Below are 25,116 nucleotides of genomic sequence, written 5' to 3'. Positions count from 1 at the left end.
CTGCCAGATCGACGCAGAACGCTGCCAGCTACTGCCAACCGCAGGTCACGAGCGCATTGAATTCCCCGCGAGCGCTCCGGGTTCTGGCACTCAGGCGTCAGTCCCCGGCGGCCACCAGGTTGCCGCGCAGATCCGCGGCGATCAGCCGCGCGGCGGCGTTCTGCCAATTGTGCAGCGACCGCTGCGGCACCTCGGTGACAAACCAGTGCCAGGCCTGGCGGGCGACGGGATCGAGGCCGGCGGCGGTGGCGTTCTGCGCATAGGCGCGCACCCCGACCACATACGGGAAGTACAGCGAGTTGTAGTGCCGCCACTCCTCGGTGGTGCCGAACTCGCCGCCGTCGCGCGGTTTGAGCCGGGCGATGCGCTCGGCCAGCAGCGCCTTGAGCTCGGTCGCCCGCTCCAGTGGCTGGTCGGGGGCGCCGCGCGACGCCAACCGCTCGTCGATGATCGGCAGGTTGGTCAGCGGGCTGGCGATCAGCTTGGACAGATCGCCGTAGTGCCCGAGCGCGCGACGGGTGAGGCGGGCGAACGTCTGCTCGTCGACGCCGTCGAGCGGGTTGTCCTTGCGCAGTGGCAGCGCCGCCTCGGTGCTGCGCAGTGCGGCGCGGTCGGCACGCAGGGCGGGCGAGCGCGAGAACGCCAGCCGGTCGAGCGCGCCGGCCAGCGGGTCGGCGAGCACGTTGATCGCGATCGCGATTGCCAGGCTGGTGAACAGCAGCACCGTCAGCGCGGTGTCGTGGCCGGTGACCGCCAGCCCGATCAACGCCTGGCCGCCGAACAGCACGGCCACCACCGTCGTCGCCGCGAACGAGCGCAACATGTCGGCGCGCAACGCCTGGCCCTCGTCGAACGCGTCTCCGATCGCCACGGCCACCCCGAGCAGCGCGACGTCGAACCCGGTGCCCGCCAACGCCAACCAGCTCGGCACCAACCCCAGCGGGATGATCAGGATCGCGTTGCCCAATGCGAAGAACAACGTCGCGACGACCACGAAGCCGACCACCGGGCCCGGCTGCGACCGGCGCAGCACCGCGTAGACCATGGCGCCCAACGACGAGAGCGATACCGCCGCGAACATCACCCAGTGGCCCAGGCGCAGCGGTCCGTCGACGCTTCCGGCCATCGCGGCGCCGACGAACGCGGCCGCGGCCACCACGGCGACCAATCCGAACTCCCCCGCGCGGCTGCGCCAGGTGTCACGGGGCCGGGACAGCTCGAGCAGCACAGCGAACCACGCGATGCCCGGCACGGCGACGAGATAGACCTCGATGCGGCTGAGCACGTCGGCGCCGCTGACGGTCCGTACCGCGTCCAGCGCGACGACGGCCGCGAAACTCGTCAACCCGGTCGCGGCCAGCACGAGCACGGGCTTACGGGGGTCGCGGGCCAGCAGGTACAGCCCCAACCACCAGCTGAGCGCGAAGACCACCGCCGACAGCGCAGCCATGTTCTCAGTGTGGCATCACATTCCGTATCGGCGATGCCGCACGGTGTAGTCGCGTAGCGCGCGCAGGAAGTCGACCCGCCGGAACGCCGGCCAGTAGGCGTCGGTGAACCACATCTCGGAATACGCGCTCTGCCACAGCAGAAAGCCCGACAGTCGCTGCTCGCCCGAGGTGCGGATGACCAGGTCGGGGTCCGGTTGTCCAGAGGTGTAGAGATTCTCCGAGATCGCATCGATGGTGACGGCCTCGATCAGCTGTTCACCGGTGCTTCCGTTGGCCAGTTCCTTGCTCAGCAGCTGGCGGACGGCGTCGACGATCTCCTGGCGCCCGCCGTAGCCCACGGCGAGGTTGACATGGAAAGTCTGGGCAGCAGCCTCCGACCGCGTCGATCCGACAGCGTCACGCAACCGGCGCGCGGGCTCCTCGCCGATCAGCTCCAGATCCCCGACCGTACGCACACTCCAATGGTTGGCGGGTGCGCAGATCTCCTCGACGACGTCGGTGATGATCTCGATCAGCGGGGACAGTTCGTCGGGGGCACGCTGCAGATTCTCGGTGGACAGCAGATACACCGTGGCCATCTCGATGCCGGTTTCCTGACACCAGCGCAGCATGTCGGCGATCTTGCGGGCGCCCATCCGGTACCCGACGCTGACGTCGTCGTGTCCAAGGTCACGTGCCCACCGGCGATTACCGTCGCACAAAACGGCAATATGGCGCGGCAGTTGGGATTTGGACCGAGCCAGCTCCTGGCGCAGCCGCATCTCATACAGCCGATAGGCCGGCTCTTTGAGGCGCGGGGGAATGAGCTCCACGAAGATCCAGACTACTGTGAGGTTCGAAAACCCCCATGGCATTAGTGGAGGTGACATGACCCGATCCATCGACACCACCGACTCCGATGAATCCCGCGACCCACAGCAGACCGCGGAGGACTTCCCGGAAGCCGTTGTCGACGGTCTCGCCAATTTCATCGGCAAGCCGCGCGCGCGGGGGTGGATCCACGTCTATGCAGCGGGGATCGCAGCCATCTGCGGCGCCACGCTGGTGTCGGTGTCGTGGTCGGTGCAGTCCACCCGCGCGGGCGTCGCGACGCTGATCTACACGCTCACCATCGTGGCGATGTTCGCCGTCAGCGGCGCGTACCACCGGGTCAACTGGAAGTCCCCCACCGCACGCAAGTGGATGAAGCGCCTCGACCACTCGATGATCTTCGTGTTCATCGCCGGCAGCTATACCCCGTTCGCCCTGCTCGCGCTGCCGCAGACCGACGGCATGGTGCTGTTCTGGATCGTGTGGGGCGGGGCGATCGCCGGTGTGCTGCTCAAGTGCTTCTGGCCATCGGCGCCGCGGTGGGTGGGCGTGCCGCTCTACATCCTGCTCGGCTGGGTGGCGGCGTGGTTCGTCGGACCGATCACGCACGGTGCGGGCGTGGCCGCGCTGGTGCTGCTGATCGTCGGTGGCGCGCTCTACAGCATCGGCGGCGTGCTCTACGCGCTCAAATGGCCCAACCCCTGGCCGACCGTGTTCGGCCACCACGAGTTCTTCCACGCGTGCACCGCGGTGGCGGCGATCTGCCACTACATCGCGATGTGGTTCGCCGTCTTCTAGCCCCCCACTCCGCGAGCGACCGTGTCTGCGCAGTACACGCCGCCGACACGTGGCATTCGGCGGTCGCTCGCTAGAGTTGGGTGACGTTCTCCGGGGTCCAGTAGGCCTTCATCGACGCGATCTTGCCCTCCTCGTTGAAGGTCATCACGCTGATGATCTCGATGCGCATCTTGTTCTCGCCGAGGTCGATCGTCAGCGACCAGAAGAACGCCACCTCGTTGCCCAGCGCCCGCAGCGTGACGACGTCGGCCTGGGCGCCCATCGTCGGAAGCGCGTCGTAGAAGCCGCGGATCGCCTTGCGGCCGATGTGCACCTCGCCGCCGACCGGATCCTCGACGGTGCCGTCGTCGGCGTACAGCTCGACGATGTCGTCGGCCTTGCCCTGCGCGGCCAGTTCGAGATAACGGGTGACGGTCTTGGCGTTGTCTTCCGGCGTCGGCATGCGCCGAACGCTACACGGACGAGCCCAGGGCGGCAGCGAGTTCCGGTGCCGTGGTGACCGGTAGGTCGCACGTTCTGCCGCGGCACACGTAGGCGGCGTCGGCACCGCCGACCCGGTCGCGGTCGATCAGCAGCTCCGACGAATTCACCGCGCCGCCCACGACGACCGCCCCGCCCGGAGCGAGCCGACGCGCGACCGCCAGCAGTTCTGAGCGAGCGGGGTCGCACGCGACCGCGATCTGGATCGGTCCGCCCACGGCTGCCTCCGCGACCGCGAGCCAGTGCCCACCCGAGCGCGTCAACCGGGCCAGGATGGGCGTGGCCGCCGCGAGCGTGGCGTCGGCTGCCGCGGCATAGCGATCGGCCCGTTCGGCCGGGGCGAGATGCGCCGCGGTGAGCAGCGCCTCGGCGATCAACGACGCTCCCGACGGCGTCGCACCGTCGAGCGGATCGGCCGGCCGCACCATCAACGTCTCGGCGTCGTCGGCGGTGTCGAACCACCTGCCGGGCCGGTCCGGGTCGGCGAAGTGCTCGAGCGCGATGTCGAGCAGCATCAGCGCAGCCTCCAACCAGACCGTTTCACCCGTCATCTGGTGAACGGTCAGCAGACCGGTGGCCAGCGCGCCGTGGTCTTCGAGTATCGCGGCGCTCCCGCCCACCGAACCGCCGAGGCTCGCTCGCCGCAGTCTGCCGTCAACCATGTGCAGCTCCCATATCGCGCGGGCACATTGCGTTGCGGCATCGAGCAATTCGGGCCGGTCGAGCGCGACGGCGGCTTCGGCCAGCGCGGTGATCGCCAGCCCGTTCCATGCGGTGACGACCTTGTCGTCGCGGCCGGGTTGGGGGCGGGTGAGCCGGGCCGCCAGCAGCGCCGCCCGCACCCTGGCGAACCGTTCCGGGTCGTCGGGGTCGCGCGGAAGCTGCAGCACCGAGGCACCCTGTTCGAACGTGCCTCCCTCGGTCACCGCGAAAAGCTCTGCGGCCCAACGGCCGTCGTCCTCACCGAGGAACTCGCGCAGTTGCCCGGGGGTGAACACGTAGGTCAGCCCCTCCACGCCGTCCGCATCGGCGTCCAGCGACGAGGTGAACATACCGTCGGCGCCGAGTTCGTCGATCATGAACGCGGCCGTCTCGGCAGCGACCTTGTGCGCCAGGGGAGTTGCGGTACGCCGCGCCCAGTGCGCGTACGCCCGCAACAGCAGGGCGTTGTCGTACAACATCTTCTCGAAGTGCGGAACCACCCAGGCGGCGTCGACGCTGTAGCGGGCGAAGCCCCCCGCCAACTGGTCATAGATACCGCCGCGGGCCATCGCCGTACACGTCCGCTCGACGCTTTCCATGGGCATGATGTCACCGGTGCGCTCGTGGTTACGCAGCAGTCCTTCGAGCAACGCCGATGGCGGGAACTTGGGCGCGCCAGCGGGATTGGCGGCGAAACCACCGCGGGTGACGTCCTCGTCCTGCAGCACGGCGGCGACGGCGTGATCGCACAACGCCGGTTGCAGGGGCGGTCCCCCACCGGGCAGACCGGAAGCCATCGACCGAAGTTCCTCGGTGATCTTGTCGGACGCCTCCTCGACCTCGCCGCGGCGGTTGCGCCAGGTGTCGGTGACCGCGGCCAGCAGTTGCAGGAAGGTCGGCTTCGGGTAGTACGTCCCGCAGAAGAACGGCCTGCCGTCCGGGGTGAGGAAGCAGGTCATCGGCCAACCGCCCTGCCCGGTGAGCGCAACGGTCGCGTTCATGTACACCGCATCGAGGTCGGGCCGCTCCTCACGGTCGACCTTGATGCAGACGAAGCCGGAGTTCGCCGCGGCGGCCACTTCGGCGTCGTCGAACGACTCGTGAGCCATGACGTGGCACCAGTGGCAAGCCGCGTAGCCGATCGAGAGCAGGATCGGCACGTCGCGGTCGGCCGCCTCGGCCAGCGCCTCCGGCGTCCATTCGCGCCAGTGCACCGGGTTGTCGGCGTGCTGACGCAGGTACGGGCTGGCGGCCCGCGAGAGCGTGTTAGCCCCCGGGCTCACGTTTCGTCCCGTCGGGCGGCGGGTCGGATTCGATCGGCGCCCGGGGCTCGTCGGGCGGCTCGGTGGTCTGCTCGGAGTCCGAATCCGGCGGGTCGAACGACTTCGGCACCTTTCGCAGCTGCCGGTTCATCGACCGGACCAGCAGGAATGTGCCGATCAGCAGCAGCACCACGATCAGCAGTCCGAGCGGGCTGGCCTTGCCGAAGTCCGGTCCGGTGTCCCGGGGCGGATTCTGGGCCAGCAGGTCGACGGCGAGCAGGAGGTTCATCGGCCCTCGATCCCAGCGAAGAGGTCGTCCTCAGGAAGCGATACGGGTACGCGCGAGCGGGCCAACTCGAACTCCTCGGTGGGCCAAAGCCGTTGCTGCCATTCGATCGGGGCGCGGAAGAAGTCCCCGTTGGGGTCGATCTGGGTGGCGTGCGCGCGCAGCGCGTCGTCGCGCAGGGCGAAATACTTGGCGCACTCGACGCGGGTGGTGACGCGCTTGGCGAAGATGTCGTGCTCCGGATCCCAGTGCTTGAGCCACTTTTCGAACGGGCCTACCTCGCCGTGCTTGGCGAACTCCTCCTGCAACAGCTGCATCCGCTGCCGCACGAAGCCGTGGGTGTAGTACAGCTTCTGGACGTCCCACGGCTCGCCGGCGTCGGGGAACAGGCGGTGGTCACCGGCCGCCTCGTAGGCACCCATCGACACCTGGTGGCATCTGATGTGGTCCGGATGCGGGTAGCCGCCGTTCTCGTCGTAGGTGGTCATCACGTGTGGCCGGAACTCGCGCACGACGCGCACCAGGGCCTCGACCGGTTGCTCGAGCGGCACCACGCCGAGGCAGCCTTCGGGCAGCGGCGGAAGCGGGTCGCCTTCGGGCAGGCCCGAGTCGACGAAGCCGAGCCAGCGGTGCTCGACGCCGAGGATCTCGGCGGCCTTGGCCATCTCGTCGCGGCGGATCTCGGCCATCCGGCCATGCACCTCGGGCAGGTCCATGGCCGGGTTGAGAATGTCGCCGCGCTCGCCGCCGGTGAGAGTCACCACGAGCACGCGGACACCCTCGTCCACGTACCGAGCCATCGTGGCGGCACCCTTGCTGGACTCGTCGTCCGGGTGGGCGTGCACCGCCATCAACCGCAGTTCGCTCAACCTGCTCTGCCTATCATCGCGCTGTCGTCTCCGGCGATATCAACCCGCGGAGACCTTTCGATAGTCCCTATAGTTCCAGTTCTGTAGATCCATCTGACCGAGAGCCTTAGAAAACTAGATGATCGAACGCCCCGCCGCACGCTATGGCCGCCAGCGGCCGCACGTGGGCCGCCGCCGTTGGCTCGCCGTCGCGTTCACGTTGCTCGCTCTGGCGGTGGGGGTGACGGTCGCCGTGGTGGCGTTCGGGCGGTTCGAGAGCGAGCCCGTGACCGGCGAGTTGGGCGCCTACGAACTGATCGACGACGAGACGGTGTCGGTGACGATCAGCGTCACCCGCGAGGACCCGTCGCAGCCGGTTGTCTGCATCGTGCGGGCCCGCTCCATCGACGGCGCCGAGACCGGCCGTAGGGAGGTGCTGGTGCCTCCGTCGTCACAACAGACCGTGCAGGTGACCGCCCCGGTCAAAGCGACCCGCCAGCCCGTGATCGGGGATATTTACGGATGCGGAACCGACGTGCCGCCGTACCTGACGATTCCTTGAAATCACATTGATTCGTCGGTGCGGCAAACGCCGAACTGCGAATTCGTGAAAATCACGCCGCTTTGCGGTGCTACCATGGTCGGGTACACGGTTCCTGCTGGAGCCGTGTATTGCTGCATTTGGTGCTGTGATCGAGCACGCTGACCGCGGCAATACACGTCAAGCCCCAGCGCCGTACCACGAGACGTCTTACGCGAGAAGAGCGCGAGAACGCCCGCGAGACCCAGATAGACAGGAGCGCGACGATATGACCGATACGCAGGTCACCTGGCTCACCCAGGAGGCATTCGACCGGTTGAAGGCGGAGCTCGACCAGCTGATCGCCAACCGGCCCGTCATCGCCGCCGAGATCAACGACCGTCGTGAAGAGGGCGACCTCCGCGAGAACGGCGGCTACCACGCCGCCCGCGAGGAGCAGGGCCAGCAGGAGGCCCGGATCCGCCAGCTACAGGAACTGCTCAACAACGCCAAGGTCGGCGAGGCGCCCAAGCAGTCAGGTGTCGCGCTGCCCGGTTCGGTGGTCAAGGTCCAGTACGGCGACGACGAGAGCGACACCGAGACCTTCCTGATCGCCACCCGCCAAGAGGGCATCAGCGACGGCAAGCTCGAGGTGTACTCACCGAAGTCGCCGTTGGGCGAGGCGCTTCTCGACGCGAAAGTCGGCGATGTGCGCACCTACACGGTGCCCAGCGGCAGCACGGTCAAGGTGAAACTGCTCGAGGCCGAGCCGTATCACGCCTGACGGCACCCGCAGCTGAATTCGAGCCGTGGGCGGGGTGCGGTTTAGCATCCGCTCATGGCGCAGATCGCCGAGGACTTGTTCCTGTTGCTGCTCGACAACGCGTCGGCGCAACCGGTTCTTGACCGTCCGCGCCGAGAGCGGGTGCTGGCGGCCGCGGTGCTGCTCGACCTGGCCCTGGCCTGCCGGATCCGGCCGGCGGTCGACGGTGAGGCGGTCGAATCGGGCCGCCTGATCGCGTTGTCGACCCCGGGCGCGATGGACCCGGTCACAGAACCGGCGTTCCAGCTGTTGCAGCGTCGCCCGTTGCGGCCGAAGACGGCGGTCAAGCGGCTGGCCAGGCACACCGAGGGCCACATCGCCGGCCATCTGGAACGCACCGGTCAGATCCGACGTATCCCCCTGCCGAACAAAAGGTTCGGACACGAATTCGCGTGGCCGCTGACCAACCGCAACCGCGTCGGCCAGGCGCGGTCGGCACTGTTGTCGGCGCTGTTCGATCGCAGGCCGCCGAGTCCGCCCACTGCGGCGATCATCTCGCTGCTGCACGCGGTCGACGGCCTCGGTGCACTGCTGAGCCTCAACGACCGCGGGTGGCGGTGGGTGCACGCCCGAGCCGGCGAGATCGCGCTGGGCAGTTGGGTCGACGAGTCACCGACCGCGTTGCCCGAGATGAACCTCGCGGTCACAGCGTCGGCGCTGCGCCCGGTGCTGTCCTAGGCGCTAGCTCAACGCCTGCTCGAGGTCGGCCAGCAGATCCGCGACGTCTTCGATACCGACCGACAGCCGCACCAGATCGTCGGGGACCTCCAGTTGAGAACCCGCGGTCGACGCGTGAGTCATCGCTCCGGGGTGCTCGATCAGCGATTCGACACCACCCAATGATTCGGCAAGGATGAAAACCTTTGTGCGGGAACATAGTTTACGTGCAGCTTCCGCTCCCCCGCGCAGTCGCACGGACACCATGCCGCCGAAGCCGGTCATCTGTCGGGCCGCGACCTCGTGGCCCGGGTGCCCGGGCAGCCCCGGGTAGAGGACGGTCTCGATCGCAGGGTGTCCGTCGAGAAACTCGGCGATGACGGCCGCGTTGTCGCTGTGCCGCTGCATGCGGATCACCAGGGTCTTCAGACCGCGCAGGGTGAGGTAGGCGTCGAACGGGCCGGGCACCGCGCCCGCACCGTTCTGCAGGAATGCGAAAGCGGCGTCGAGTTCCTCGTCGTTGGTCAGCAGCGCACCGCCCACCACATCAGAGTGCCCGCCGATGTACTTGGTGGTGGAGTGCAGCACGATGTCGGCCCCCAGCAGCAGCGGCTGCTGCAGAGCAGGTGAGGCGAAGGTGTTGTCCACCAACACTTTCACGTTCGACGTCGCCGCGATCTGGGCGATCGCGGTGATATCGGCGATCGACAGCAGCGGGTTGGTCGGAGTCTCCACCAGGATCATCCGGGTGTTGGGCGTGATCGCCGCGCGCACCGCGTCGAGATCGGCGAGCGCAACGGCGGTGTAGTCGATGCCCCACTGGGTGAACACCTTGTCGATCAGCCGGAACGTCCCGCCGTATGCGTCGTCGGGCATCACGACGTGGTCTCCGGGCCGCAGAATCGCCCGCAACGCGCAATCGGTCGCCGCCATGCCCGAAGAGAACGCCCGGCCATAGGCGGCCGCCTCCACCGCGGCAAGGGAGGCCTCCAGCGCCGCGCGGGTGGGGTTGCCCGTTCTGGCGTACTCGTATCCCCCGCGCAGTCCGCCGACACCGTCCTGCGCGAACGTCGAACTGGCATAGATCGGTGCGTTGACGGCCCCGGTGGTCAGGTCGGGCCGGACGGCGTGGATGGCCCTGGTGGACAAACCCTGCGATTCGTGTGCAGACATCACCGCTCAGCCTAGCCACGACTGCGGTGCATGCCGACCGGGTAGACATGTCCCATGAATTCCGCGACACCCCTCGACGACATGCTCGAGCTGGATTCCCTGCTCTCACCCGAGGACATCGAGCTACGCCAGACCGTGCGCCGGTTCGGCGAACAACGGCTGCGACCGTTCATCGCCGAGTGGTTCGAGACCGGTCAGGTGCCGGTGCGCGAACTGGCCGCAGACTTCGGCAAGCTCGGGCTTCTGGGCATGCACCTGAAGGGTTACGGCTGCGGCGGATCGACCGCCACCGCCTACGGCCTGGTGTGCCAGGAGCTCGAGGCAGTGGACAGCGGGCTGCGCAGCCTGGTCTCGGTGCAGGGGTCGCTGGCGATGTTCGCGATTCACCGCTGGGGCAGCGAGGAGCAGCACAACCAGTGGCTGCCCGCGATGGCGGCCGGTGAGGCCATCGGGTGTTTCGGGCTGACCGAACCCGACTTCGGGTCCAATCCGGGCGGGATGCGCACGACCGCGAAGCGGGACGGATCGGACTGGGTCCTGCGCGGGTCGAAGATGTGGATCACCAACGGGTCGGTCGCCGATGTGGCGGTCGTGTGGGCGCGGACCGACGAGGGAGTGGCCGGCTTCCTCGTGCCGGCCGGCACGCCGGGATTCTCGGCGACCGACATGACGCACAAGTTGTCGTTGCGGGCCTCGGTCACCTCCGAGTTGCACCTCGACGACGTCCGGTTGCCCGCCGACGCGAAACTGCCGGAGGCGCGCGGATTGTCCGGGCCGCTCAGCTGCCTGTCGGAGGCCCGGTTCGGCATCGTGTTCGGCAGCGTCGGCGCCGCCAGAGACTGCCTGCAGACCGCCCTGGACTACGTCGGCACACGAGAGGTGTTCGACAAACCGCTGGCGGGCTACCAACTGACGCAGGCCAAGATCGCCGACATGGCAGTCGAACTCGGCAAGGCTCAACTTCTCGCTCTTCACCTCGGCAGGCTCAAAGACGAGGGCAAGATCAAGCCCGAGCAGGTCAGCCTCGGGAAGCTGAACAATGTCCGCGAGGCCATCCAGATCGCCCGTCAGTGTCGAACCTTGTTGGGCGCCAACGGGATCACCCTGGAGTATCCGGTAATTCGGCACGCCAACAACCTGGAGTCGGTGCTGACGTACGAGGGCACCTCGGAGGTGCACCAGTTGGTCATCGGAGAGGCGCTGACCGGCGTCAGCGCCTTCCGATGATCCGTTACTGCTGCGGGGTGACCTGAGGCGGCGGACCGGGCGGCAGGGGTTGCGGGTTCAGGTCGGCGACCTGACCACCGCTGAGCTTGCGATAGGCGTACACCTCGATGAGCGCCACCAGCGGAAGCGCGACAAGCAGACCGACGCCGCAGAGCAACGCCCCGACGAGCGTGATGGCGAAGACCGCCAGCAACGTCAGCAGCACCTGACCGAAGTTGTTCTTCGCGATGTCGAAGCTGGTCTTGATCGCGTCGATCGGCGAGAGGTTGCGGTCCAGCAGGGCGATCACGGTGAACATCGTGAAGATGGCCACGATGAATCCGGGGATGACGCACAGCGCAAAGCCGATCGAGGTCAACAGTCCGACGATCACGCTCGCGATGATGACGGCGCCGACGTTGCGCGGCTTGAAGAACGACCCGATGGTCACCGGCTGGCCGTTGGCGACTGCCAACATGCCGTTGTAGTAGGCGGATTGGATTATTCCGCCGACGACCAACGACACGATCCAACCGAGGATGGTGATCGCGATGCTGGCGGGACTGTCGACGTTGTACGAGAACGAGAATCCGTCGCCGTCGGACGAGTAACTCGTCGAACCCGGATCCACCATTGCCGATAGCGCGCTGAACACCGCTTGTACCGCGAAGACGATGATCCCGTAGACCAGCGTCGGGACGATCAGCGCGGCGGCGTTGGAAGTGAACTTGCCCCACGCCCACGAGAACGCCTCACCGACGCTATACCTCGGGGCGCCAGGGAATCCCGGCCCACCCGGCGGTGGATAACCACCTGCAGGCGGGTAACCGCCCTGCCCCGGTGGCGGATAACCGGCCCCCGGCGGGGGTGGCGGATACCCGCCCGGCGACGGAGGAGGTGGGTAACCCCCGGGCGGAGGCGGGGGCGGGTAACCCCCGGCCGGCGGCGGTGGCGGATACCCGCCGGGAGGTGGAGGCGGGTTGTTTCCCGGTGGCTGGGGTGGTTGATCAGTCATGTGACCTTCCCGGTTGACTACAACGGTATGCAGACGGTGCTGATGAGTTTATCCGCAATGGTCTGCCGTTTGGCGTCCCACAGCGGGAACAGATAACCGATATAACAGATCGCGGCGTCGACGATGTGGGCCAGTTGTCGCACGACCGACATGCCGAAACCGATTGGTTGTCCGGTCTTTTCGCTGACAACCTTGAACTTCAGGATCGACTTTCCGATGCTGGAACCGGTGGTTCCCTGGCGGTATCCGTAGTTCCAGATCACATATGCCAGAACGAGTATCGACGTAATGGTGACGGCCAGCTGGCCGATCGTGGAGGTGGTCGTCGCGCAGAACTCGCCGATTTCGTACTCGGAAACGTCGGTGATACATGCTGTTTCCTGGGTGCCGAGCAGCAGCGCGTAACCGATACCCCACAAGATGAAGATTGGGATCGAGTCGACCAGCCACGCCAACACGCGGGTGAACCATGACGTGTACGCCTCTTTCGGAAGCGACTGAAGCGGTTGCGCCGGAGGTGGATAACCGGCGGCGGCCGTCGGCGGCGGATTGCCGCCCCCCGGCGCGGGTGGTGGATAACCGCCGGGCGGTGGCGGCGGATAGTCTGCGGGCGGCTGATCGGTCATCGGACGACTCCAGTCTGCTTCTTAGCTGGGATCAAGCGTGCTTACATTACCGGAAAAGCGCTTTTGCGCAGGGTTTTCTACCCGGAAAGCGAATCGCCGGGATTCGGTGTGCGCCCGTCAACGAAGGACGATGGGCCGGGGTGTTTTGCCAGGCTTCGTGGGCCCGATGACGGTGAGGCGCTAGCGAACCCGGCGCTTGGATCCGTCGGACAGGAAACCGAGCAGGTCGTGGCGGGTCAGCACGCCGACGGGCTTACCCTCCTCGACCACCATCACCGCATCGCATTCGCGAAGTTCTTTCGCTGCGGCGCTGACCAGTTCGCCGGCCCCGATCAGCGGCAGCGGTGGGCTCATGTGGTCGGCCACCGCGTCAGCGAGCTTCGCCCGACCCTCGAACACCGCGGAAAGCAGTTCGCGCTCGGATACGCTGCCCGCGACCTCCCCGGCCATCACCGGCGGTTCGGCGCCGACGACGGGCATCTGCGAGACGCCGTATTCGCGCAGGATCCCGATGGCGTCGCGAACGGTCTCCGAGGGGTGAGTGTGCACCAGGTCGGGCAGCGCCCCCGATTTGCCGCGCAGCACTTCGCCGACGGTCGACTCCTCCACCGACCCGTCCATCCGGCTACGCAAGAAGCCGTACGACGACATCCAATCGTCGTTGAAAACCTTTGCGAGATAACCTCTTCCGCCGTCAGGCAACAGCACGACGACCAGTGCGTCCGGGCCGGCCTGCTCGGCCACCTTGTTGGCGGCCACCACTGCCATACCGCACGACCCACCGACGAGCAGCGCCTCTTCGCGAGCCAGCCTGCGCGTCATCTCGAACGAATCGGCATCCGACACCGCGATGATCTCGTCGGGCACCGCGGGGTCATAAGCCCTGGGCCAGAAGTCCTCGCCCACGCCCTCCACCAGATACGGCCGTCCGGAACCGCCGGAGTACACCGACCCCTCCGGATCGGCGCCGATGACGCGCACCTTGCCGCCAGACACTTCCTTCAGGTAGCGACCGGCCCCGGTGATGGTGCCACCGGTGCCCACACCCGCGACGAAATGCGTGACCTTGCCGTCCGTGTCGGCCCAGATCTCCGGGCCGGTGGTCTCGTAGTGCGACTCGGGCCCCATCGGATTGGAGTACTGGTCGGGCTTCCACGCACCGTCGATCTCTTCGACCAGCCGGTCGGAGACGCTGTAGTAGCTGTCGGGATGGTCGGGTGGCACAGCCGTGGGGCACACCACCACGTCGGCACCGTAGGCCCGCAGCACGTTTCGCTTGTCCTCGCCGACCTTGTCCGGGCACACGAATATGCACTTGTAGCCGCGCTGCTGGGCGATCAGAGCCAGCCCCACCCCGGTGTTCCCCGACGTCGGCTCGACGATCGTGCCGCCGGGCTTGAGTTCACCGCTGGCCTCGGCGGCGTCGATCATCTTGATCGCGATGCGGTCCTTGGAGCTGCCACCCGGGTTGAGGTACTCGACCTTGGCCGCGACTATGCCCGCGCCCGGGGGAACAACAGAGTTCAGCTGTACCAGGGGGGTATTGCCGATGAGCTCACTGATGTGCCGGGCGATGCGCATGACTCCATCGTGTCAGGCGGCTTCCGCCCCCACCAGGTGGGCTACCAGGTGGCCTCGCGAATGTAGTCACCGATCTGGCGCAACGAGCGTTTCGCCTCGGGCACGATGGGCGCCGCGATCTGGAACACGTGCATCTGCCCTGGCCAGACACGGACTTCGACCGGCACACCCGCGGCCGCCAGCCGGCGCGCGGCCTTGCGCGCATCGCTCACCAGCACCTCGGAGCCCGAGACGTGGATCAGCGTGCGGGGCAGCCCGGGTTCGATGTGGTCAAGCGGCTCGTAAACCTCTTCGGGCTGTCCGTCCTTTCGACCCCGCCGCGCCGCATCCTCGATCAGGTCGACGAGCGCGTGGAACGCCCGCGGCGGAAACATCGCGTCGGTGCGGATGTTCGGATGGTTGGCCCGCGCCTCGTTGTCGATCTCGAAGAGGGGCGACATCGTCACCATCGCGGCAGGTACCTCACCCTCGAGGCCTTCGCGCTGCAGGCGTTCGGCCAGGGCGAGCGCCAGGTAGCCACCCGCGGAGTCGCCGGCCAGGACGATCTGGTGGGGCTCATAACCGTGCAGGCGCAGCCACTGGTAGGCGTCGTAGCAGTCGTCGATCGCCATGCCGACGGAGTGCTTGGGGATCATCCGGTAGTTGACCACCAGCACCGGGCAGTCGGCGTAGCCCGACAGCGCCTGCACCAGGCGGCCGTGCGAGTTGACACCGCAGGTCAAGAATGCGCCGCCGTGCATATAGAGGATGACGCCGCGTTTGCCGTCGGCGGGCAGCACGCCGGGCGCCCGGACGAGTTGCGCGGTGCATTTCGGCAAAGAAATGGTGGCCCGAACGGTCCCGGGCGCCGGCCGCGCCGCTCGCGAGACGAAATCGATCAGACCCCAGGGCCACGGCAGCTTCGGCGCATAGCTTCCGATAGCCAGCGTGGGGCGAACAGTTAGCAGGGCCGCGAGCGATGCCAACCGGCCGCCCAGGCTCGGGCCGTCTTCGACGACCTCTACCGGCGCTCCGTCACTGACCGGGAACTTGCGCGGTTTACGCGCGTGAACAGGCGATACTCCGGGCCGGTGAACATGGCCGACCTTGCTCGGTGCGGTCATTACAACCACCCCCTCCGACGTTTCAAGCCGCCGTAGTGCTGAGTACGCCTAATTTTCTGGACGTGACTCGCGTCTTAGCTTGACACTCTACGTTCGTTTCAACAATCAGTGAGTCATATTCGATACCGGAGTTGATACCGCAATGTGACCCCTTAACGCTTCTCGCCACGCGGATAGCCCCGGAAAACCCACTTAAACTTGCCTGCGTGGGCACACCGCGACGGACGACCACCATCGCCTTCGCCACCGCGGCCACGCTCGGCTCGGTCGGTTCGGCCTACATCGGCGCGCGGAACCTGCTCATCGGGCAGGCCGACCAGGCCCGCCGCGTCATCCCGCAGGCGTGGGACATCCCGCCCCGCGCCGACGGTGTCTATGCGCCCGGCAGCGGCCCCGTCGAGCGCTGGCGCCGCGACGTGCCGTTCGACCTGCACCTGATGGTCTTCGGCGACTCCACCGCGACCGGCTATGGCGCCTTTACCGCCGAGGAGGTGCCCGGAGTCCTACTCGCGCGGGGTTTGGCCGAGGTCTCCGGAAAGCGGATCCGGCTGAGCACCAAGGCGATCGTCGGGGCGACGTCGAAGGGACTGTCGGGCCAGATCGACGCGATGTTCGTCGCGGGTCCCCCACCCGACGCCGCGGTCATCATGATCGGCGCCAACGACATCACCCGGCCCAACGCCATCCGTCCGTCGGCGCGCCGACTGGGAAAGGCGGTGCGCCGGTTGCGGGCCGCGGGCGCCGTCGTGGTGGTCGGCACCTGTCCGGACTTCGGCGTCATCACCGCGATACCGCAACCCTTGCGCGCGGTGACCCGCAGCCGCGGGCTGCGCCTGGCCCGCGCTCAGACGGCCGCCGTGCGAGCCGAAGGCGGGGTTCCCGTGCCGCTGGCCGACCTGCTGGCGCCCCACTTCCGGTCCACCCCCGACGTGCTGTTCTCTCCGGACATGTTCCATCCGTCCGGCGCCGGCTATGCGCTGGCGGCCAACCAACTGCTGCCCGCGCTGTGTAATGCGTTGAGCGACTGGCTCGGTGGCGCGGTCCCGGAGCTGCCGTGGCGTACGCGATCGGGTGAGGGCTTCGCGCTGCTGGCCCGCGTCGGTGGTCTGAGCAGGCTGTGGCGGCGTTCGACCGGGGTCCCCGCACCTGTGCTGGGTGGACTCCCCGGCCTCGGCGAGGGGAGGGGTCCCGCACCCGTCGCGGCGTCCGCGAGCTAGGTTCTCCTCATAGCCGTCAATGCGAGGAGACACCATGCCTGAAGCCGTCATTGTCGCGACCGCGCGGTCGCCGATCGGCCGCGCCGCAAAGGGTTCACTGGTCGACATCCGGCCCGACGACCTGGCCGCGCAGATGGTGCGCGCGGTGCTGGACAAGGTGCCCGCGCTGGATCCGCGCGAGATCGACGACCTGATCATGGGGTGCGGCCAGCCCGCCGGTGAGGCCGGCTTCAACATCGGCAGGGCGGTGGCCGTCCAGCTCGGTTACGACTTCCTGCCCGGGACGACGGTGAACCGCTACTGCTCGTCGTCGCTGCAGACCACGCGCATGGCCTTCCACGCCATCAAGGCCGGCGAGGGGCATGCGTTCATTTCGGCTGGCGTGGAGACGGTTTCGCGGTTCCCGAAAGGCACCGCGGACGGGTGGCCGGACAGCAAGAACCCGTTGTTCGCCGACGCGATGAGCCGCTCGGATGAGGCGGCCGCCGGTGCCGAGGAGTGGCGTGACCCCCGCGAGGACGGCTTGCTGCCCGACGTCTACATCGCGATGGGCCAGACCGCGGAGAACGTCGCGCTGTACACCGGCATCAGCCGAGAGGACCAGGACCACTGGGGTGTTCGGTCGCAGAACCGCGCCGAGGAGGCCATCAAGAACGGCTTCTTCGAGCGCGAGATCGTCCCGGTGACACTGCCCGACGGGACCGTGGTGTCCAAGGACGACGGTCCGCGCGCAGGCACCACCTACGAGAAGATCAGCCAACTCAAGCCGGTGTTCCGGCCGAACGGCACCATCACCGCCGGCAACGCGTGCCCGCTCAACGACGGCGCCGCGGCGGTGATCGTCATGTCGGACACCAAGGCCCGCGAACTGGGGCTCACGCCGCTGGCGCGTGTGGTCTCGACGGGGGTGAGCGGGCTGTCGCCGGAGATCATGGGTCTCGGCCCGATCGAGGCGACGCGCAAGGCGCTGGCCAACGCCGGGATGTCGATCGGCGATATCGACCTCTACGAGATCAACGAGGCGTTCGCCGTCCAGGTGCTCGGGTCGGCGCGCGAGCTGGGCATGGACGAGGACAAGCTCAACGTCTCGGGCGGCGCGATCGCCCTGGGCCATCCGTTCGGCATGACCGGCGCGCGGATCACCGCCACGCTGCTGAACAACCTGACCACCCACGACAAGACGTTCGGCCTCGAGACGATGTGCGTCGGCGGCGGCCAGGGCATGGCGATGGTGCTCGAGCGGCTGTCCTGACCCGCGGGGGCGGGTGCCGCCGACCGGCCGCAGCCGACCGGCCGACCGCAGCCCGTCGGCGTCTAGTGTGCAACCAGATCGCGAATTCGGCCGTTACGAGGCAATTTCGCGATCTGAGTGCACACTAGCGGCCCAGGCGCGCCGCACCCGGTTGACGATGTCGGCCGGATGGACGCCCGCGACAACGCGAATATGTGTCCAACCCCGGTGCGCGATGAACTCCGAGCGCACGATGTCGGCTCCGAGCCGCGACGGCAGCCGGTGCAATTCGCCGTCGTACTCCACCGCGATCATCACCTCGTCCCCCCAACCCATGTCCAAGCGGTAGCGGGCCCGCCCGAAGTCGTCATAGACGGGGATCTGCGTCCGCGGGCGCGGAAAACCGGCTCGTATGAGCAGCAGACGCAACCAGGTTTCGCGTGGCGACTCCGCGCCGGCGTCGTACAGGTCGAGAACAGGCAACACTCGTGGCACACCCGGAGATCCGCGGTGCCGTTCGACAAGCCCGGCGACGAGGTCACGGTCGAAACCAGTTGCATTGCCGAGCGCGTCGAGACGGGCCACCGCCTTGTCACCGCGGGTGAGCCGGGCGAGGTCGAACGCGGTGCGCTCCGGCGTCGTCACGGGCACGCCGGCCACAAGTTCCCATTCGTTGCGAGCCAGTCGATCTCGTCGCGTCACGATCCCTCGCGGCGCACGCGGGTTCGACCAGATGAGCTCGATCGGGGCATCGTCGGCGACGTACTGGGAACCGTGTAGCGCCGCAGCCGCGAGGCCGGCAACCACTGCGCGCCGGCGAGTCCACAACCAGGCGGCAATCGTTCGTTGCGACAAGTTCGGCACCACGCCGTCGTCGATGTAGACGCCGGGGAACAGGGCTTGATAGCGGGTCCGCAGTTGATGCTTGTTGGCGACATGGCCATCGCGCAACGCTTCGCTTCCGAGGAACGGCACCTCCATGGTCCGCAGTGAAGACCGGTGCTCGGACAGGAACAGCGTTTGCGGGTGCAGTGACGGCCGCGGTTGGGGATAACCAACGCAAACGACCGCGGTTGGGGACAACCAACGCAACAGAAAAGGCCCGGCACGTTTTCGTGCCGGGCCTCCTCGTCAGGCTGCTAGTCGCTGTTGAAATACGACAGCAGTCGCAGGATCTCGATGTACAGCCAGACCAGCGTGACGGTCAGGCCGAGCGCGACACCCCACGCCGCCTTCTCCGGCGCACCCGCGCGAATCATCTGGTCGGCCGCGTCGAAGTCGATCAGGAAGCTGAACGCCGCCAAGCCGATGCAGAGCAGCGAGAAGCCGATCGCGAGCATGCCGCCGTCGCGCAGGCCAAGGCCGGCGCCGCCGTTCAAACCGAAGATCGCCGCCAGGAAGTTGACGAGCATCAGGGCCAACACGCCGAACAGGCCGGCGACGATCATCCGCGTGAACTTCGGGGTCACCCGGATCGCGCCGGTCTTGTAGACCACGAGCATGCCGAAGAACACCCCGAGGGTGCCGACGATCGCCTGCGTGATCATCGCGTAGCCGCCGTTGGAGATGACGTTGGCGAACAAGAACGAGATCGCGCCCAGGAAGAGGCCCTCGAGCGCGGCGTAGCTGAGCACGATGGCCGGGTTGTCCTGCTTACGGCCGAACGTGGCGACCAGCACAAGAACCAGGCCGCCGATCGCGCCGACCATCGCCAGCGGCATTGCCAAGCCGAGGTTGACCGATGCGATGAAGTACGAGATGACGCCGACCGCGGTCAACAGCGCCAGCGTGACGCCGGTCTTGGTGACGACATCGTCGATGGTCATCGGGCGGGCAACGCCTGCCTGGCGCTGCTCCGGGTACTGCGTCACATAGGGGTCGGCGTGAACCGCCTGCGTACCGTAGCCGGCGGCCCCTGTACCGAACTGCGCATATCCGCCCTGCGACTTTGGCAGGGATCGAAATACGGGGTTGCTGGATTCCCGCACCGTGGGTTCCTCTCCTGATGATGTCGATCGTCAATCGGCGAACACACCGACAACGAATCATGTCCCTGGTCGGTTCCCGGCTGCGCCGATCAACTTTCCCAGCTGTTTCACAAGAAACCCTACCCAAAGCAATCGCAGGTCGGGCAACGTTCTACATTGCATACTCGTGGGCGAAAACGAGGATGTCCTAGTAACCGTTGACCGCGGGTTCGGCCTGATCACCCTCAACCGGCCCAAGGCCATCAACTCGCTGAACCACTCCATGGTCACCGCCATGGCGCACGCGCTGGCCGAATGGGCGCACGACGACGCCGTCACCGCCGTCGTGGTCGACGGCGCGGGCGAGCGCGGGCTGTGCGCGGGCGGCGACATCGTCGCGCTCTATCACAGCGCCAGGGCCGAGGGGCCTGCCAAAGGGCGTGAGGCGCGCGACTTCTGGTACGACGAATATCTGCTCAACGCCCAGATCGGCCGGTTCGGCAAACCGTATGTCGCCCTGATGGACGGCATCGTGATGGGTGGCGGCGTCGGGGTGAGCGCCCATGGCAGCGTGCGCGTCGTCACCGACACCACCAAGATGGCGATGCCCGAGGTCGGCATCGGCTTCGTCCCCGACGTCGGCGGCACCCTGATCCTTTCGCGCGCACCCGGACTGCTCGGCTACCACGCCGCGCTCACCGGCGCGAACTTCGACGGCGCCGACGCGATCGCGATGGGCTTCGCCGACCACTTCGTTCCGCACGACAAGCTCGAAGACTTCAAGGCCGCGATCCTGACCGACGGTATCGACGGTGCACTCGCGGCCCATGCCATCGAGCCCCCGCCGAGTAACCTTCTGCAGCAACGCGAATGGATCGACCGCTGTTATGCCGGTGAAACCGCCCTCGACATCGTCGCGGCCCTGCGCGCTGATGACGACGCCGCTGCCGGCGCGGCGGCCGACCTCATCGAGAGCCGCTCCCCCGTCTCGGTTTCCGTCACCCTCGAAGCGCTGCGCCGCGCCGCGAAACTCGACACACTCGAAGACGTGCTGCGCCAGGAGTACCGGACGTCGTGCGGGGCGCTGCGCTCCCACGACTTCGTCGAGGGCATCCGCGCCCAGGTTGTCGACAAGGACCGCAATCCGAAATGGTCGCCCGCCTCGTTGGCGGCGGTCACCACAGCCGACGTCGAGGACTACTTCGCGCCGGCCGATCGCGAACTGGAGTTCAAGAAATGAGCGACGAAACCAGCTTCTCCACCATCGTTGTCACGCGTGACGACCGTGTCGCGACCATCACGCTGAACCGGCCGAAGGCGCTCAATGCGCTCAACAGCCAGGTGATGGCCGAAGTCACCTCCGCGGCAGCAGAATTGGACAACGACCCGGCGATCGGCGCCATCATCATCACCGGCAACGATAAGGCGTTCGCCGCCGGAGCCGACATCAAGGAGATGGCGAGCCTGTCGTTCGCCGACGTCTTCGCAACCGACTTCTTCGCAGCCTGGGGCTCATTCGCAGCCACCCGCACCCCCACGATCGCGGCAGTCGCCGGCTACGCGCTCGGCGGCGGCTGCGAGTTGGCGATGATGTGCGATCTGCTGATCGCCGCCGACACCGCGAAATTCGGCCAGCCCGAGATCAAGCTCGGCGTGCTGCCCGGGATGGGCGGCTCGCAGCGGCTCACCCGCGCCATCGGCAAAGCCAAGGCGATGGACCTGATCCTCACCGGACGCAACATGGACGCCGAGGAGGCCGAACGTGCGGGCCTGGTGTCGCGGGTGGTGCCCGCCGACTCTCTGCTCGACGAGGCGAACGCGGTCGCCAAGACCATCGCCGGAATGTCGCTGTCGGCGTCGCGGATGGCCAAGGAGGCCGTCAACCGTGCTTTTGAATCGACACTGGCCGAGGGCCTTCTCTACGAGCGCAGGCTGTTCCACTCGGCGTTCGCGACCGAGGACCAGACCGAGGGCATGAACGCGTTCACCGAGAAGCGCCCACCGGCGTTCCGCCACCGTTAATCTGCGGGGGTGACCGACACCCGCGACGACACCGACACCACGGTCGACGAACCGACGGAAGAGCCGGTCGAGACATCCAAGGACACCCCGTGGTGGGTGCGCCACTACACCTTCACCGGCACCGCGCTGGGCCTGATCTTCCTGTGGCTGTCGATGACGCCGTCGTTGCTCCCGCGAGGTCCGCTGTTCCAGGGGCTGGTCAGCGGCGGCGCGGGCGCTTTCGGTTACGGCCTCGGGGTCTTCGTGGTGTGGCTCGTGCGCTACATGCGGTCCAAGGACACCAGCCCGCCGGCCCCGCGACAGGCCTGGATCGCGCTGGTGGTCATCGGCGTCATCGGCCAGATCCTGATGATCGTCTACTTCCACATCTGGCAGGACGAGGTCCGCGATCTCAACGGTGTTCCGCGCATGGGATTCTGGGATCACCCACTGACCGCCGTGCTGTCCATCGTGACGCTGTTCGTGCTCGTGGAGATCGGGCAGCTGATCGGCAGGCTCGTGCGCTTCCTGGTCCGGCAACTCGAACGCGTTGCACCGCCGAGGGTTTCGGCGGTCGTGGTGGTGATACTGCTCATCGCGCTCACCATCGCGCTCCTAAACGGCATCGTGGTGCGCTTCGCGATGACCACGATCAACAGCACGTTCGCGGCAGTCAACGACGAGACCGACCCAGATTTCGCCGCGCCCACATCACCGCTGCGGTCCGGCGGTCCCCAGTCGCTGGCCAGCTGGGAATCCCTTGGCCACCAAGGCCGTATCTTCGTGGCGGCGGGTCCGACGGTCGAGGAGCTGACGGAGTTCAACGGCCGGCCGGCTGTCGAACCCATCCGCGTCTACGCAGGTCTGCATTCCGCGGACGGCATCAAGGCGACCGCCGCACTGGCGGCCCAGGAGTTGTTGCGCACCGGCGGCTTGGACCGCGAAGTCGTCGCTGTGGCCACCACCACCGGCACCGGCTGGATCAACGAAGCGGAAGCCTCGGCGTTGGAATACATGTACAACGGCGACACCGCGATCGTGTCGATGCAGTACTCGTTCCTGCCGAGCTGGCTGTCGTTTCTCGTGGACAAGGAAAACGCGCGGCAGGCGGGCCAGGCGTTGTTCGAGGCCGTCGACGGGCTGATCCGGGAGATGCCCGAAGCGCAGCGGCCACGGTTGGTCGTCTTCGGGGAGAGCCTCGGATCGTTCGGCGGTGAAGCGCCGTTCCTCGCGCTCAACAACCTCATCGCCCGCACGGACGGCGCACTGTTCAGCGGTCCCACGTTCAACAACACGATCTGGACCCAGCTGACCCGCGACCGCGACCCGGATTCGCCGATGTGGCTGCCGATCTACGACAAGGGCGAGAACGTGCACTTCGCCGCCCGACCGGAAAACCTGGCCAGGCCGGACGACCCGTGGGGCTACCCGCGGGTGGTGTACCTGCAGCACGCGTCGGACCCGATCGCGTGGTTCAACCCCGATCTACTGTTCGCCGAACCGGATTGGCTCAAGGAGCCACGCGGATACGACGTCTCCGGCCGGATGCAGTGGATCCCGGTGGTGACGTTCCTCCAGGTGTCGGCGGACATGGCCGTGGCCGTCGACGTGCCCGACGGGCACGGCCACGTCTACGTCAAGGACGTGGCCAACGCGTGGGCGGCGATCCTGCAGCCGCCGGGCTGGACACCGGAGAAGACCCAACGGCTGCGGCCGCTGCTGAGCAGCGACGAGAAAGACTAGGCCAGAACGCTTTTCAACGCGTGATAGCCACCGATGACGTCGGTGGAACGATGCAGCCCCAGATCGAGCAGTGACGCCGCCGCCAGGCTGGAGGTGTAGCCCTCCGAACACAGCACCACCCACTCGACGTCGTCGTCGACGGCCTGGGGCAGCCGCGCCTCGCTGGTCGGGTCGCAACGCCACTCGAGCACGTTGCGTTCGATCACCAACGCCTCGGCCACCTCCCCCTCGCGGGCGCGCTGGGCTTGCGGACGGATGTCGACCAGGACCGCGCCGCGGTCCAATGCCGCGGGTACATCGGCCGCCGGCAACCTGTCCAGGCGGGCGCGGGCGTCGGTCAGGATTCGGTCGATGCGACTCGCCATATCACCCCTCCGGTGCGTCGGTCAGCTCGGTCCGGTTGCGGCGCAAGGTATTGCGCTGCGTCACCTCGTAATACGACATCGCGGTCAGCGGCGGCGAATAGGCGTGCACGCTCAACGTCGGCGTGACGGGGGCCGAGGTGTCACTTTCGGGTGCCCACACCACGTCATGCACCCACCCCAGCGGGAAGGCGGCCTGATCCCCGGCGCGCAACCGGCGACGCCGCAATGCCCCACCGTCCCAGCGGGTCTCGCGCAGCGCACCGGAGACCACGGTCAGCGCGCCGAGGGACCCGCCGTGGTCGTGCATCTCGGTCGACCGCTCGGGCACCCAGCTGATCAACCAGATGTCGAGCTCGTCGTCACCGGTTAGGCGGGTGAACCACCGTTCGTCACGTGGTGGTCCCCCGGCAGGTAGCAGGTGGTCGTAGCGACCGGTGAGCACGTCGTCGGCGCAGCGGTCGGTGGCGAGCAACAGATCGGGCAGCCGCAGCCGGGTCGGTGCGGACACTGCGGGCACGGGTGGGGGCAATACTGCAGGGGAGGCCATGAAAGCTCCAAGAAAACCGGAAACGGGCAGGGCGGGGCGCTAAGCCCAACAACACTCCTGGCGTCCGGTCGTCACGAGGGCAAGTCTGGCATGGCCCTGCCGGGACAACCCTGTCCGATACGGCCGCCCGCGAGTGCGCGGTCCGTCGTCGCAGGCCAGACGCGTGTTCGCCGGGTCGGCGGATAGATTCACCGTGAGCGCAACCTCGGCGATCGGTGCGGCCGGTGTCCGCCACGGGTGAGCCGTTGCCTAGATTGGCGGGCATGCGCATACGTCACGGTGTCGCGGCGGCCGCAGTGATGGCGGGTGTCGTCGCGGGATGCTCCTCGGGTACCGAAGACACCTCCGAACCACCGGCCGACAAGACCTCCGCGGAAACCAGCTCGGAGGAAACACCAACCGTGGCACCGGGTTCGGTCGCCGTCTCCCCTGGCGGTGTCACCACCGCGGTCGGCGCTCCCGCGGATTCGACGGAGGACGAGTACTTCAAGGCCTGCACCTCGGCCCGGCAGTGGATGGGCGAACAGGGCGGCGACCCGAAGTCACAGATCGAGCCCTACCTCGGCATGTTGCAGACCTCGGATTCGGCCGGGCCCGGTACGTACGACACACCGTGGACGCAGTTGCCGCCGCCGCGTCAGGCCGCGGTCATCGTCGCCGTGCAGGCGGCGGCCGACGGCCTCTGTGGCTGAAACCGGCGGCCA

At 67.4% G+C, this 25,116-nt stretch carries 26 protein-coding genes; 11 read left to right on the top strand and 15 right to left on the bottom strand.

The window, feature by feature from the left end; translation table 11 throughout:
- Positions 1 to 97: 97 nt before the first annotated feature.
- Both RMCN_RS06820 and RMCN_RS06815 read right to left on the bottom strand, forming a co-directional pair.
- Positions 98 to 1,450 (bottom strand): hypothetical protein, encoded by a 1,353-nt coding sequence (locus RMCN_RS06820; protein ID WP_067387949.1) that lies wholly within the window; start codon positions 1,448 to 1,450, stop codon positions 98 to 100.
- A 15-nt stretch (positions 1,451 to 1,465) separates the two neighbouring features.
- Entirely contained in the window at positions 1,466 to 2,263 is a 798-nt protein-coding gene (locus RMCN_RS06815) for a (2Z,6E)-farnesyl diphosphate synthase (RefSeq protein ID WP_064411958.1), read from the bottom strand.
- Between the two features lie 55 nt (positions 2,264 to 2,318).
- Here RMCN_RS06815 and trhA point away from each other — a divergent pair, with 55 nt between their 5' ends.
- The gene (gene trhA / locus RMCN_RS06810) at positions 2,319 to 3,059 is read left to right on the top strand and encodes a PAQR family membrane homeostasis protein TrhA (protein WP_064411959.1); all 741 of its coding nucleotides are present in this window, start codon (positions 2,319 to 2,321) and stop codon (positions 3,057 to 3,059) included.
- 70 nt (positions 3,060 to 3,129) lie between these two features.
- On the opposite strand, the gene RMCN_RS06805 is transcribed toward trhA, so the two are convergent.
- The 4 genes from RMCN_RS06805 to mca are packed head-to-tail and all read right to left on the bottom strand — an operon-like array spanning position 3,130 to position 6,658.
- Positions 3,130 to 3,501 carry a nuclear transport factor 2 family protein gene (locus RMCN_RS06805; RefSeq protein WP_067387948.1) on the bottom strand — a complete coding sequence of 124 codons (372 nt, stop codon included), beginning with the start codon at positions 3,499 to 3,501 and terminating at the stop codon, positions 3,130 to 3,132.
- A gap of 10 nt (positions 3,502 to 3,511) precedes the next feature.
- Complete coding sequence (locus RMCN_RS06800) at positions 3,512 to 5,524, bottom strand: thioredoxin domain-containing protein (protein ID WP_067387947.1); 2,013 nt, start codon at positions 5,522 to 5,524, stop codon at positions 3,512 to 3,514.
- Positions 5,508 to 5,792 (bottom strand): hypothetical protein, encoded by a 285-nt coding sequence (locus tag RMCN_RS06795; protein WP_067387946.1) that lies wholly within the window; start codon positions 5,790 to 5,792, stop codon positions 5,508 to 5,510. The genes RMCN_RS06800 and RMCN_RS06795 overlap by 17 nt, the downstream gene beginning before the upstream one ends.
- Positions 5,789 to 6,658, bottom strand: a complete 870-nt coding sequence (gene mca / locus RMCN_RS06790; RefSeq protein ID WP_064411963.1) for a mycothiol conjugate amidase Mca — start codon at positions 6,656 to 6,658, stop codon at positions 5,789 to 5,791. The genes RMCN_RS06795 and mca overlap by 4 nt, the downstream gene beginning before the upstream one ends.
- A gap of 118 nt (positions 6,659 to 6,776) precedes the next feature.
- On the opposite strand from mca, the gene RMCN_RS06785 reads away from it, so the two are divergent.
- From RMCN_RS06785 to RMCN_RS06775, 3 genes are all read left to right on the top strand, one after another.
- On the top strand, positions 6,777 to 7,199 hold the full coding sequence (locus RMCN_RS06785) for a DUF4307 domain-containing protein (RefSeq protein ID WP_067387945.1): 423 nt from the start codon (positions 6,777 to 6,779) through the stop codon (positions 7,197 to 7,199).
- Between the two features lie 247 nt (positions 7,200 to 7,446).
- A complete protein-coding gene (gene greA / locus RMCN_RS06780) occupies positions 7,447 to 7,941 on the top strand; it encodes a transcription elongation factor GreA (protein WP_064346598.1) in 495 nt (164 codons plus the stop codon).
- Positions 7,942 to 7,995: 54 nt separating this feature from the next.
- A complete protein-coding gene (locus tag RMCN_RS06775) occupies positions 7,996 to 8,658 on the top strand; it encodes a GOLPH3/VPS74 family protein (RefSeq protein WP_067387944.1) in 663 nt (220 codons plus the stop codon).
- 3 nt (positions 8,659 to 8,661) lie between these two features.
- Here the strand turns inward: RMCN_RS06775 and RMCN_RS06770 are convergent, their stop codons facing one another.
- The gene (locus RMCN_RS06770) at positions 8,662 to 9,810 is read right to left on the bottom strand and encodes a cystathionine gamma-synthase (protein WP_067387943.1); all 1,149 of its coding nucleotides are present in this window, start codon (positions 9,808 to 9,810) and stop codon (positions 8,662 to 8,664) included.
- 54 nt (positions 9,811 to 9,864) lie between these two features.
- On the opposite strand from RMCN_RS06770, the gene RMCN_RS06765 reads away from it, so the two are divergent.
- Positions 9,865 to 11,037 carry an acyl-CoA dehydrogenase family protein gene (locus tag RMCN_RS06765; protein WP_110765775.1) on the top strand — a complete coding sequence of 391 codons (1,173 nt, stop codon included), beginning with the start codon at positions 9,865 to 9,867 and terminating at the stop codon, positions 11,035 to 11,037.
- A 4-nt stretch (positions 11,038 to 11,041) separates the two neighbouring features.
- Here RMCN_RS06765 and RMCN_RS31000 read toward each other — a convergent pair whose 3' ends face one another.
- From RMCN_RS31000 to RMCN_RS06740, 4 genes are all read right to left on the bottom strand, one after another.
- On the bottom strand, positions 11,042 to 12,031 hold the full coding sequence (locus RMCN_RS31000; protein ID WP_067387942.1) for a YciC family protein: 990 nt from the start codon (positions 12,029 to 12,031) through the stop codon (positions 11,042 to 11,044).
- A 17-nt stretch (positions 12,032 to 12,048) separates the two neighbouring features.
- Positions 12,049 to 12,657, bottom strand: coding sequence for an Rv1078 family RDD domain-containing protein (locus RMCN_RS06750; protein WP_067387941.1), 609 nt, complete (start codon positions 12,655 to 12,657; stop codon positions 12,049 to 12,051).
- A gap of 180 nt (positions 12,658 to 12,837) precedes the next feature.
- Complete coding sequence (locus RMCN_RS06745; RefSeq protein WP_067387940.1) at positions 12,838 to 14,238, bottom strand: cystathionine beta-synthase; 1,401 nt, start codon at positions 14,236 to 14,238, stop codon at positions 12,838 to 12,840.
- Positions 14,239 to 14,279: 41 nt separating this feature from the next.
- On the bottom strand, positions 14,280 to 15,341 hold the full coding sequence (locus RMCN_RS06740) for an alpha/beta hydrolase (protein WP_067387939.1): 1,062 nt from the start codon (positions 15,339 to 15,341) through the stop codon (positions 14,280 to 14,282).
- A gap of 206 nt (positions 15,342 to 15,547) precedes the next feature.
- On the opposite strand from RMCN_RS06740, the gene RMCN_RS06735 reads away from it, so the two are divergent.
- Together RMCN_RS06735 and RMCN_RS06730 are read left to right on the top strand one after the other, a co-directional pair.
- Positions 15,548 to 16,558, top strand: coding sequence for an SGNH/GDSL hydrolase family protein (locus RMCN_RS06735; protein WP_067387938.1), 1,011 nt, complete (start codon positions 15,548 to 15,550; stop codon positions 16,556 to 16,558).
- A gap of 34 nt (positions 16,559 to 16,592) precedes the next feature.
- Positions 16,593 to 17,810 (top strand): acetyl-CoA C-acetyltransferase, encoded by a 1,218-nt coding sequence (locus tag RMCN_RS06730; RefSeq protein ID WP_067387937.1) that lies wholly within the window; start codon positions 16,593 to 16,595, stop codon positions 17,808 to 17,810.
- A gap of 93 nt (positions 17,811 to 17,903) precedes the next feature.
- On the opposite strand, the gene RMCN_RS06725 is transcribed toward RMCN_RS06730, so the two are convergent.
- Both RMCN_RS06725 and RMCN_RS06720 read right to left on the bottom strand, forming a co-directional pair.
- Positions 17,904 to 18,770 (bottom strand): type IV toxin-antitoxin system AbiEi family antitoxin, encoded by an 867-nt coding sequence (locus RMCN_RS06725; protein ID WP_067387936.1) that lies wholly within the window; start codon positions 18,768 to 18,770, stop codon positions 17,904 to 17,906.
- Between the two features lie 158 nt (positions 18,771 to 18,928).
- Positions 18,929 to 19,777 carry a Bax inhibitor-1/YccA family protein gene (locus tag RMCN_RS06720; RefSeq protein ID WP_064411974.1) on the bottom strand — a complete coding sequence of 283 codons (849 nt, stop codon included), beginning with the start codon at positions 19,775 to 19,777 and terminating at the stop codon, positions 18,929 to 18,931.
- A 166-nt stretch (positions 19,778 to 19,943) separates the two neighbouring features.
- Between RMCN_RS06720 and RMCN_RS06715 the strand changes: the two genes are divergently transcribed.
- The 3 genes from RMCN_RS06715 to RMCN_RS06705 are packed head-to-tail and all read left to right on the top strand — an operon-like array spanning position 19,944 to position 23,500.
- On the top strand, positions 19,944 to 20,996 hold the full coding sequence (locus tag RMCN_RS06715) for an enoyl-CoA hydratase/isomerase family protein (RefSeq protein ID WP_067387935.1): 1,053 nt from the start codon (positions 19,944 to 19,946) through the stop codon (positions 20,994 to 20,996).
- A complete protein-coding gene (locus tag RMCN_RS06710) occupies positions 20,993 to 21,778 on the top strand; it encodes an enoyl-CoA hydratase (RefSeq protein WP_067387934.1) in 786 nt (261 codons plus the stop codon). The genes RMCN_RS06715 and RMCN_RS06710 overlap by 4 nt, the downstream gene beginning before the upstream one ends.
- Positions 21,779 to 21,787: 9 nt before the next feature.
- Positions 21,788 to 23,500, top strand: a complete 1,713-nt coding sequence (locus RMCN_RS06705) for an alpha/beta hydrolase (protein ID WP_067387933.1) — start codon at positions 21,788 to 21,790, stop codon at positions 23,498 to 23,500.
- On the opposite strand, the gene RMCN_RS06700 is transcribed toward RMCN_RS06705, so the two are convergent.
- Both RMCN_RS06700 and RMCN_RS06695 read right to left on the bottom strand, forming a co-directional pair.
- Entirely contained in the window at positions 23,497 to 23,865 is a 369-nt protein-coding gene (locus RMCN_RS06700; RefSeq protein ID WP_067387932.1) for a rhodanese-like domain-containing protein, read from the bottom strand. The genes RMCN_RS06705 and RMCN_RS06700 overlap by 4 nt on opposite strands.
- 1 nt (position 23,866) lies before the next feature.
- Entirely contained in the window at positions 23,867 to 24,412 is a 546-nt protein-coding gene (locus RMCN_RS06695; protein ID WP_067387931.1) for a cupin domain-containing protein, read from the bottom strand.
- A gap of 263 nt (positions 24,413 to 24,675) precedes the next feature.
- Here RMCN_RS06695 and RMCN_RS06690 point away from each other — a divergent pair, with 263 nt between their 5' ends.
- Positions 24,676 to 25,104, top strand: coding sequence for a lipoprotein LpqV (locus RMCN_RS06690; protein WP_067387930.1), 429 nt, complete (start codon positions 24,676 to 24,678; stop codon positions 25,102 to 25,104).
- Positions 25,105 to 25,116 lie beyond the last annotated feature (12 nt).

The organism is Mycolicibacterium novocastrense, assembly GCF_001570485.1.
Taxonomy (GTDB): domain Bacteria; phylum Actinomycetota; class Actinomycetes; order Mycobacteriales; family Mycobacteriaceae; genus Mycobacterium; species Mycobacterium novocastrense.
The sequence above is the reverse complement of the archived record's forward strand: the minus strand, read 5'-3'. Positions and strand labels throughout refer to the sequence as shown.

Bases quoted from the DNA above. Each gene is read 5' to 3' on its own strand.
- RMCN_RS06690 (WP_067387930.1), top strand. From the start codon at position 24,676: ATGCGCATACGTCACGGTGTCGCGGCGGCCGCAGTGATGGCGGGTGTC.
- RMCN_RS06725 (WP_067387936.1), bottom strand. From the start codon at position 18,770: ATGGAGGTGCCGTTCCTCGGAAGCGAAGCGTTGCGCGATGGCCATGTC.
- RMCN_RS06730 (WP_067387937.1), top strand. From the start codon at position 16,593: ATGCCTGAAGCCGTCATTGTCGCGACCGCGCGGTCGCCGATCGGCCGC.
- RMCN_RS31000 (WP_067387942.1), bottom strand. From the start codon at position 12,031: ATGACTGATCAACCACCCCAGCCACCGGGAAACAACCCGCCTCCACCT.
- RMCN_RS06775 (WP_067387944.1), top strand. From the start codon at position 7,996: ATGGCGCAGATCGCCGAGGACTTGTTCCTGTTGCTGCTCGACAACGCG.
- RMCN_RS06805 (WP_067387948.1), bottom strand. From the start codon at position 3,501: ATGCCGACGCCGGAAGACAACGCCAAGACCGTCACCCGTTATCTCGAA.
- RMCN_RS06710 (WP_067387934.1), top strand. From the start codon at position 20,993: ATGAGCGACGAAACCAGCTTCTCCACCATCGTTGTCACGCGTGACGAC.
- RMCN_RS06765 (WP_110765775.1), top strand. From the start codon at position 9,865: ATGAATTCCGCGACACCCCTCGACGACATGCTCGAGCTGGATTCCCTG.
- RMCN_RS06740 (WP_067387939.1), bottom strand. From the start codon at position 15,341: ATGACCGCACCGAGCAAGGTCGGCCATGTTCACCGGCCCGGAGTATCG.
- RMCN_RS06795 (WP_067387946.1), bottom strand. From the start codon at position 5,792: ATGAACCTCCTGCTCGCCGTCGACCTGCTGGCCCAGAATCCGCCCCGG.
- RMCN_RS06770 (WP_067387943.1), bottom strand. From the start codon at position 9,810: ATGTCTGCACACGAATCGCAGGGTTTGTCCACCAGGGCCATCCACGCC.
- RMCN_RS06750 (WP_067387941.1), bottom strand. From the start codon at position 12,657: ATGACCGATCAGCCGCCCGCAGACTATCCGCCGCCACCGCCCGGCGGT.
- greA (WP_064346598.1), top strand. From the start codon at position 7,447: ATGACCGATACGCAGGTCACCTGGCTCACCCAGGAGGCATTCGACCGG.
- RMCN_RS06700 (WP_067387932.1), bottom strand. From the start codon at position 23,865: ATGGCGAGTCGCATCGACCGAATCCTGACCGACGCCCGCGCCCGCCTG.
- RMCN_RS06820 (WP_067387949.1), bottom strand. From the start codon at position 1,450: ATGGCTGCGCTGTCGGCGGTGGTCTTCGCGCTCAGCTGGTGGTTGGGG.
- RMCN_RS06695 (WP_067387931.1), bottom strand. From the start codon at position 24,412: ATGGCCTCCCCTGCAGTATTGCCCCCACCCGTGCCCGCAGTGTCCGCA.
- RMCN_RS06785 (WP_067387945.1), top strand. From the start codon at position 6,777: ATGATCGAACGCCCCGCCGCACGCTATGGCCGCCAGCGGCCGCACGTG.
- RMCN_RS06745 (WP_067387940.1), bottom strand. From the start codon at position 14,238: ATGCGCATCGCCCGGCACATCAGTGAGCTCATCGGCAATACCCCCCTG.
- trhA (WP_064411959.1), top strand. From the start codon at position 2,319: ATGACCCGATCCATCGACACCACCGACTCCGATGAATCCCGCGACCCA.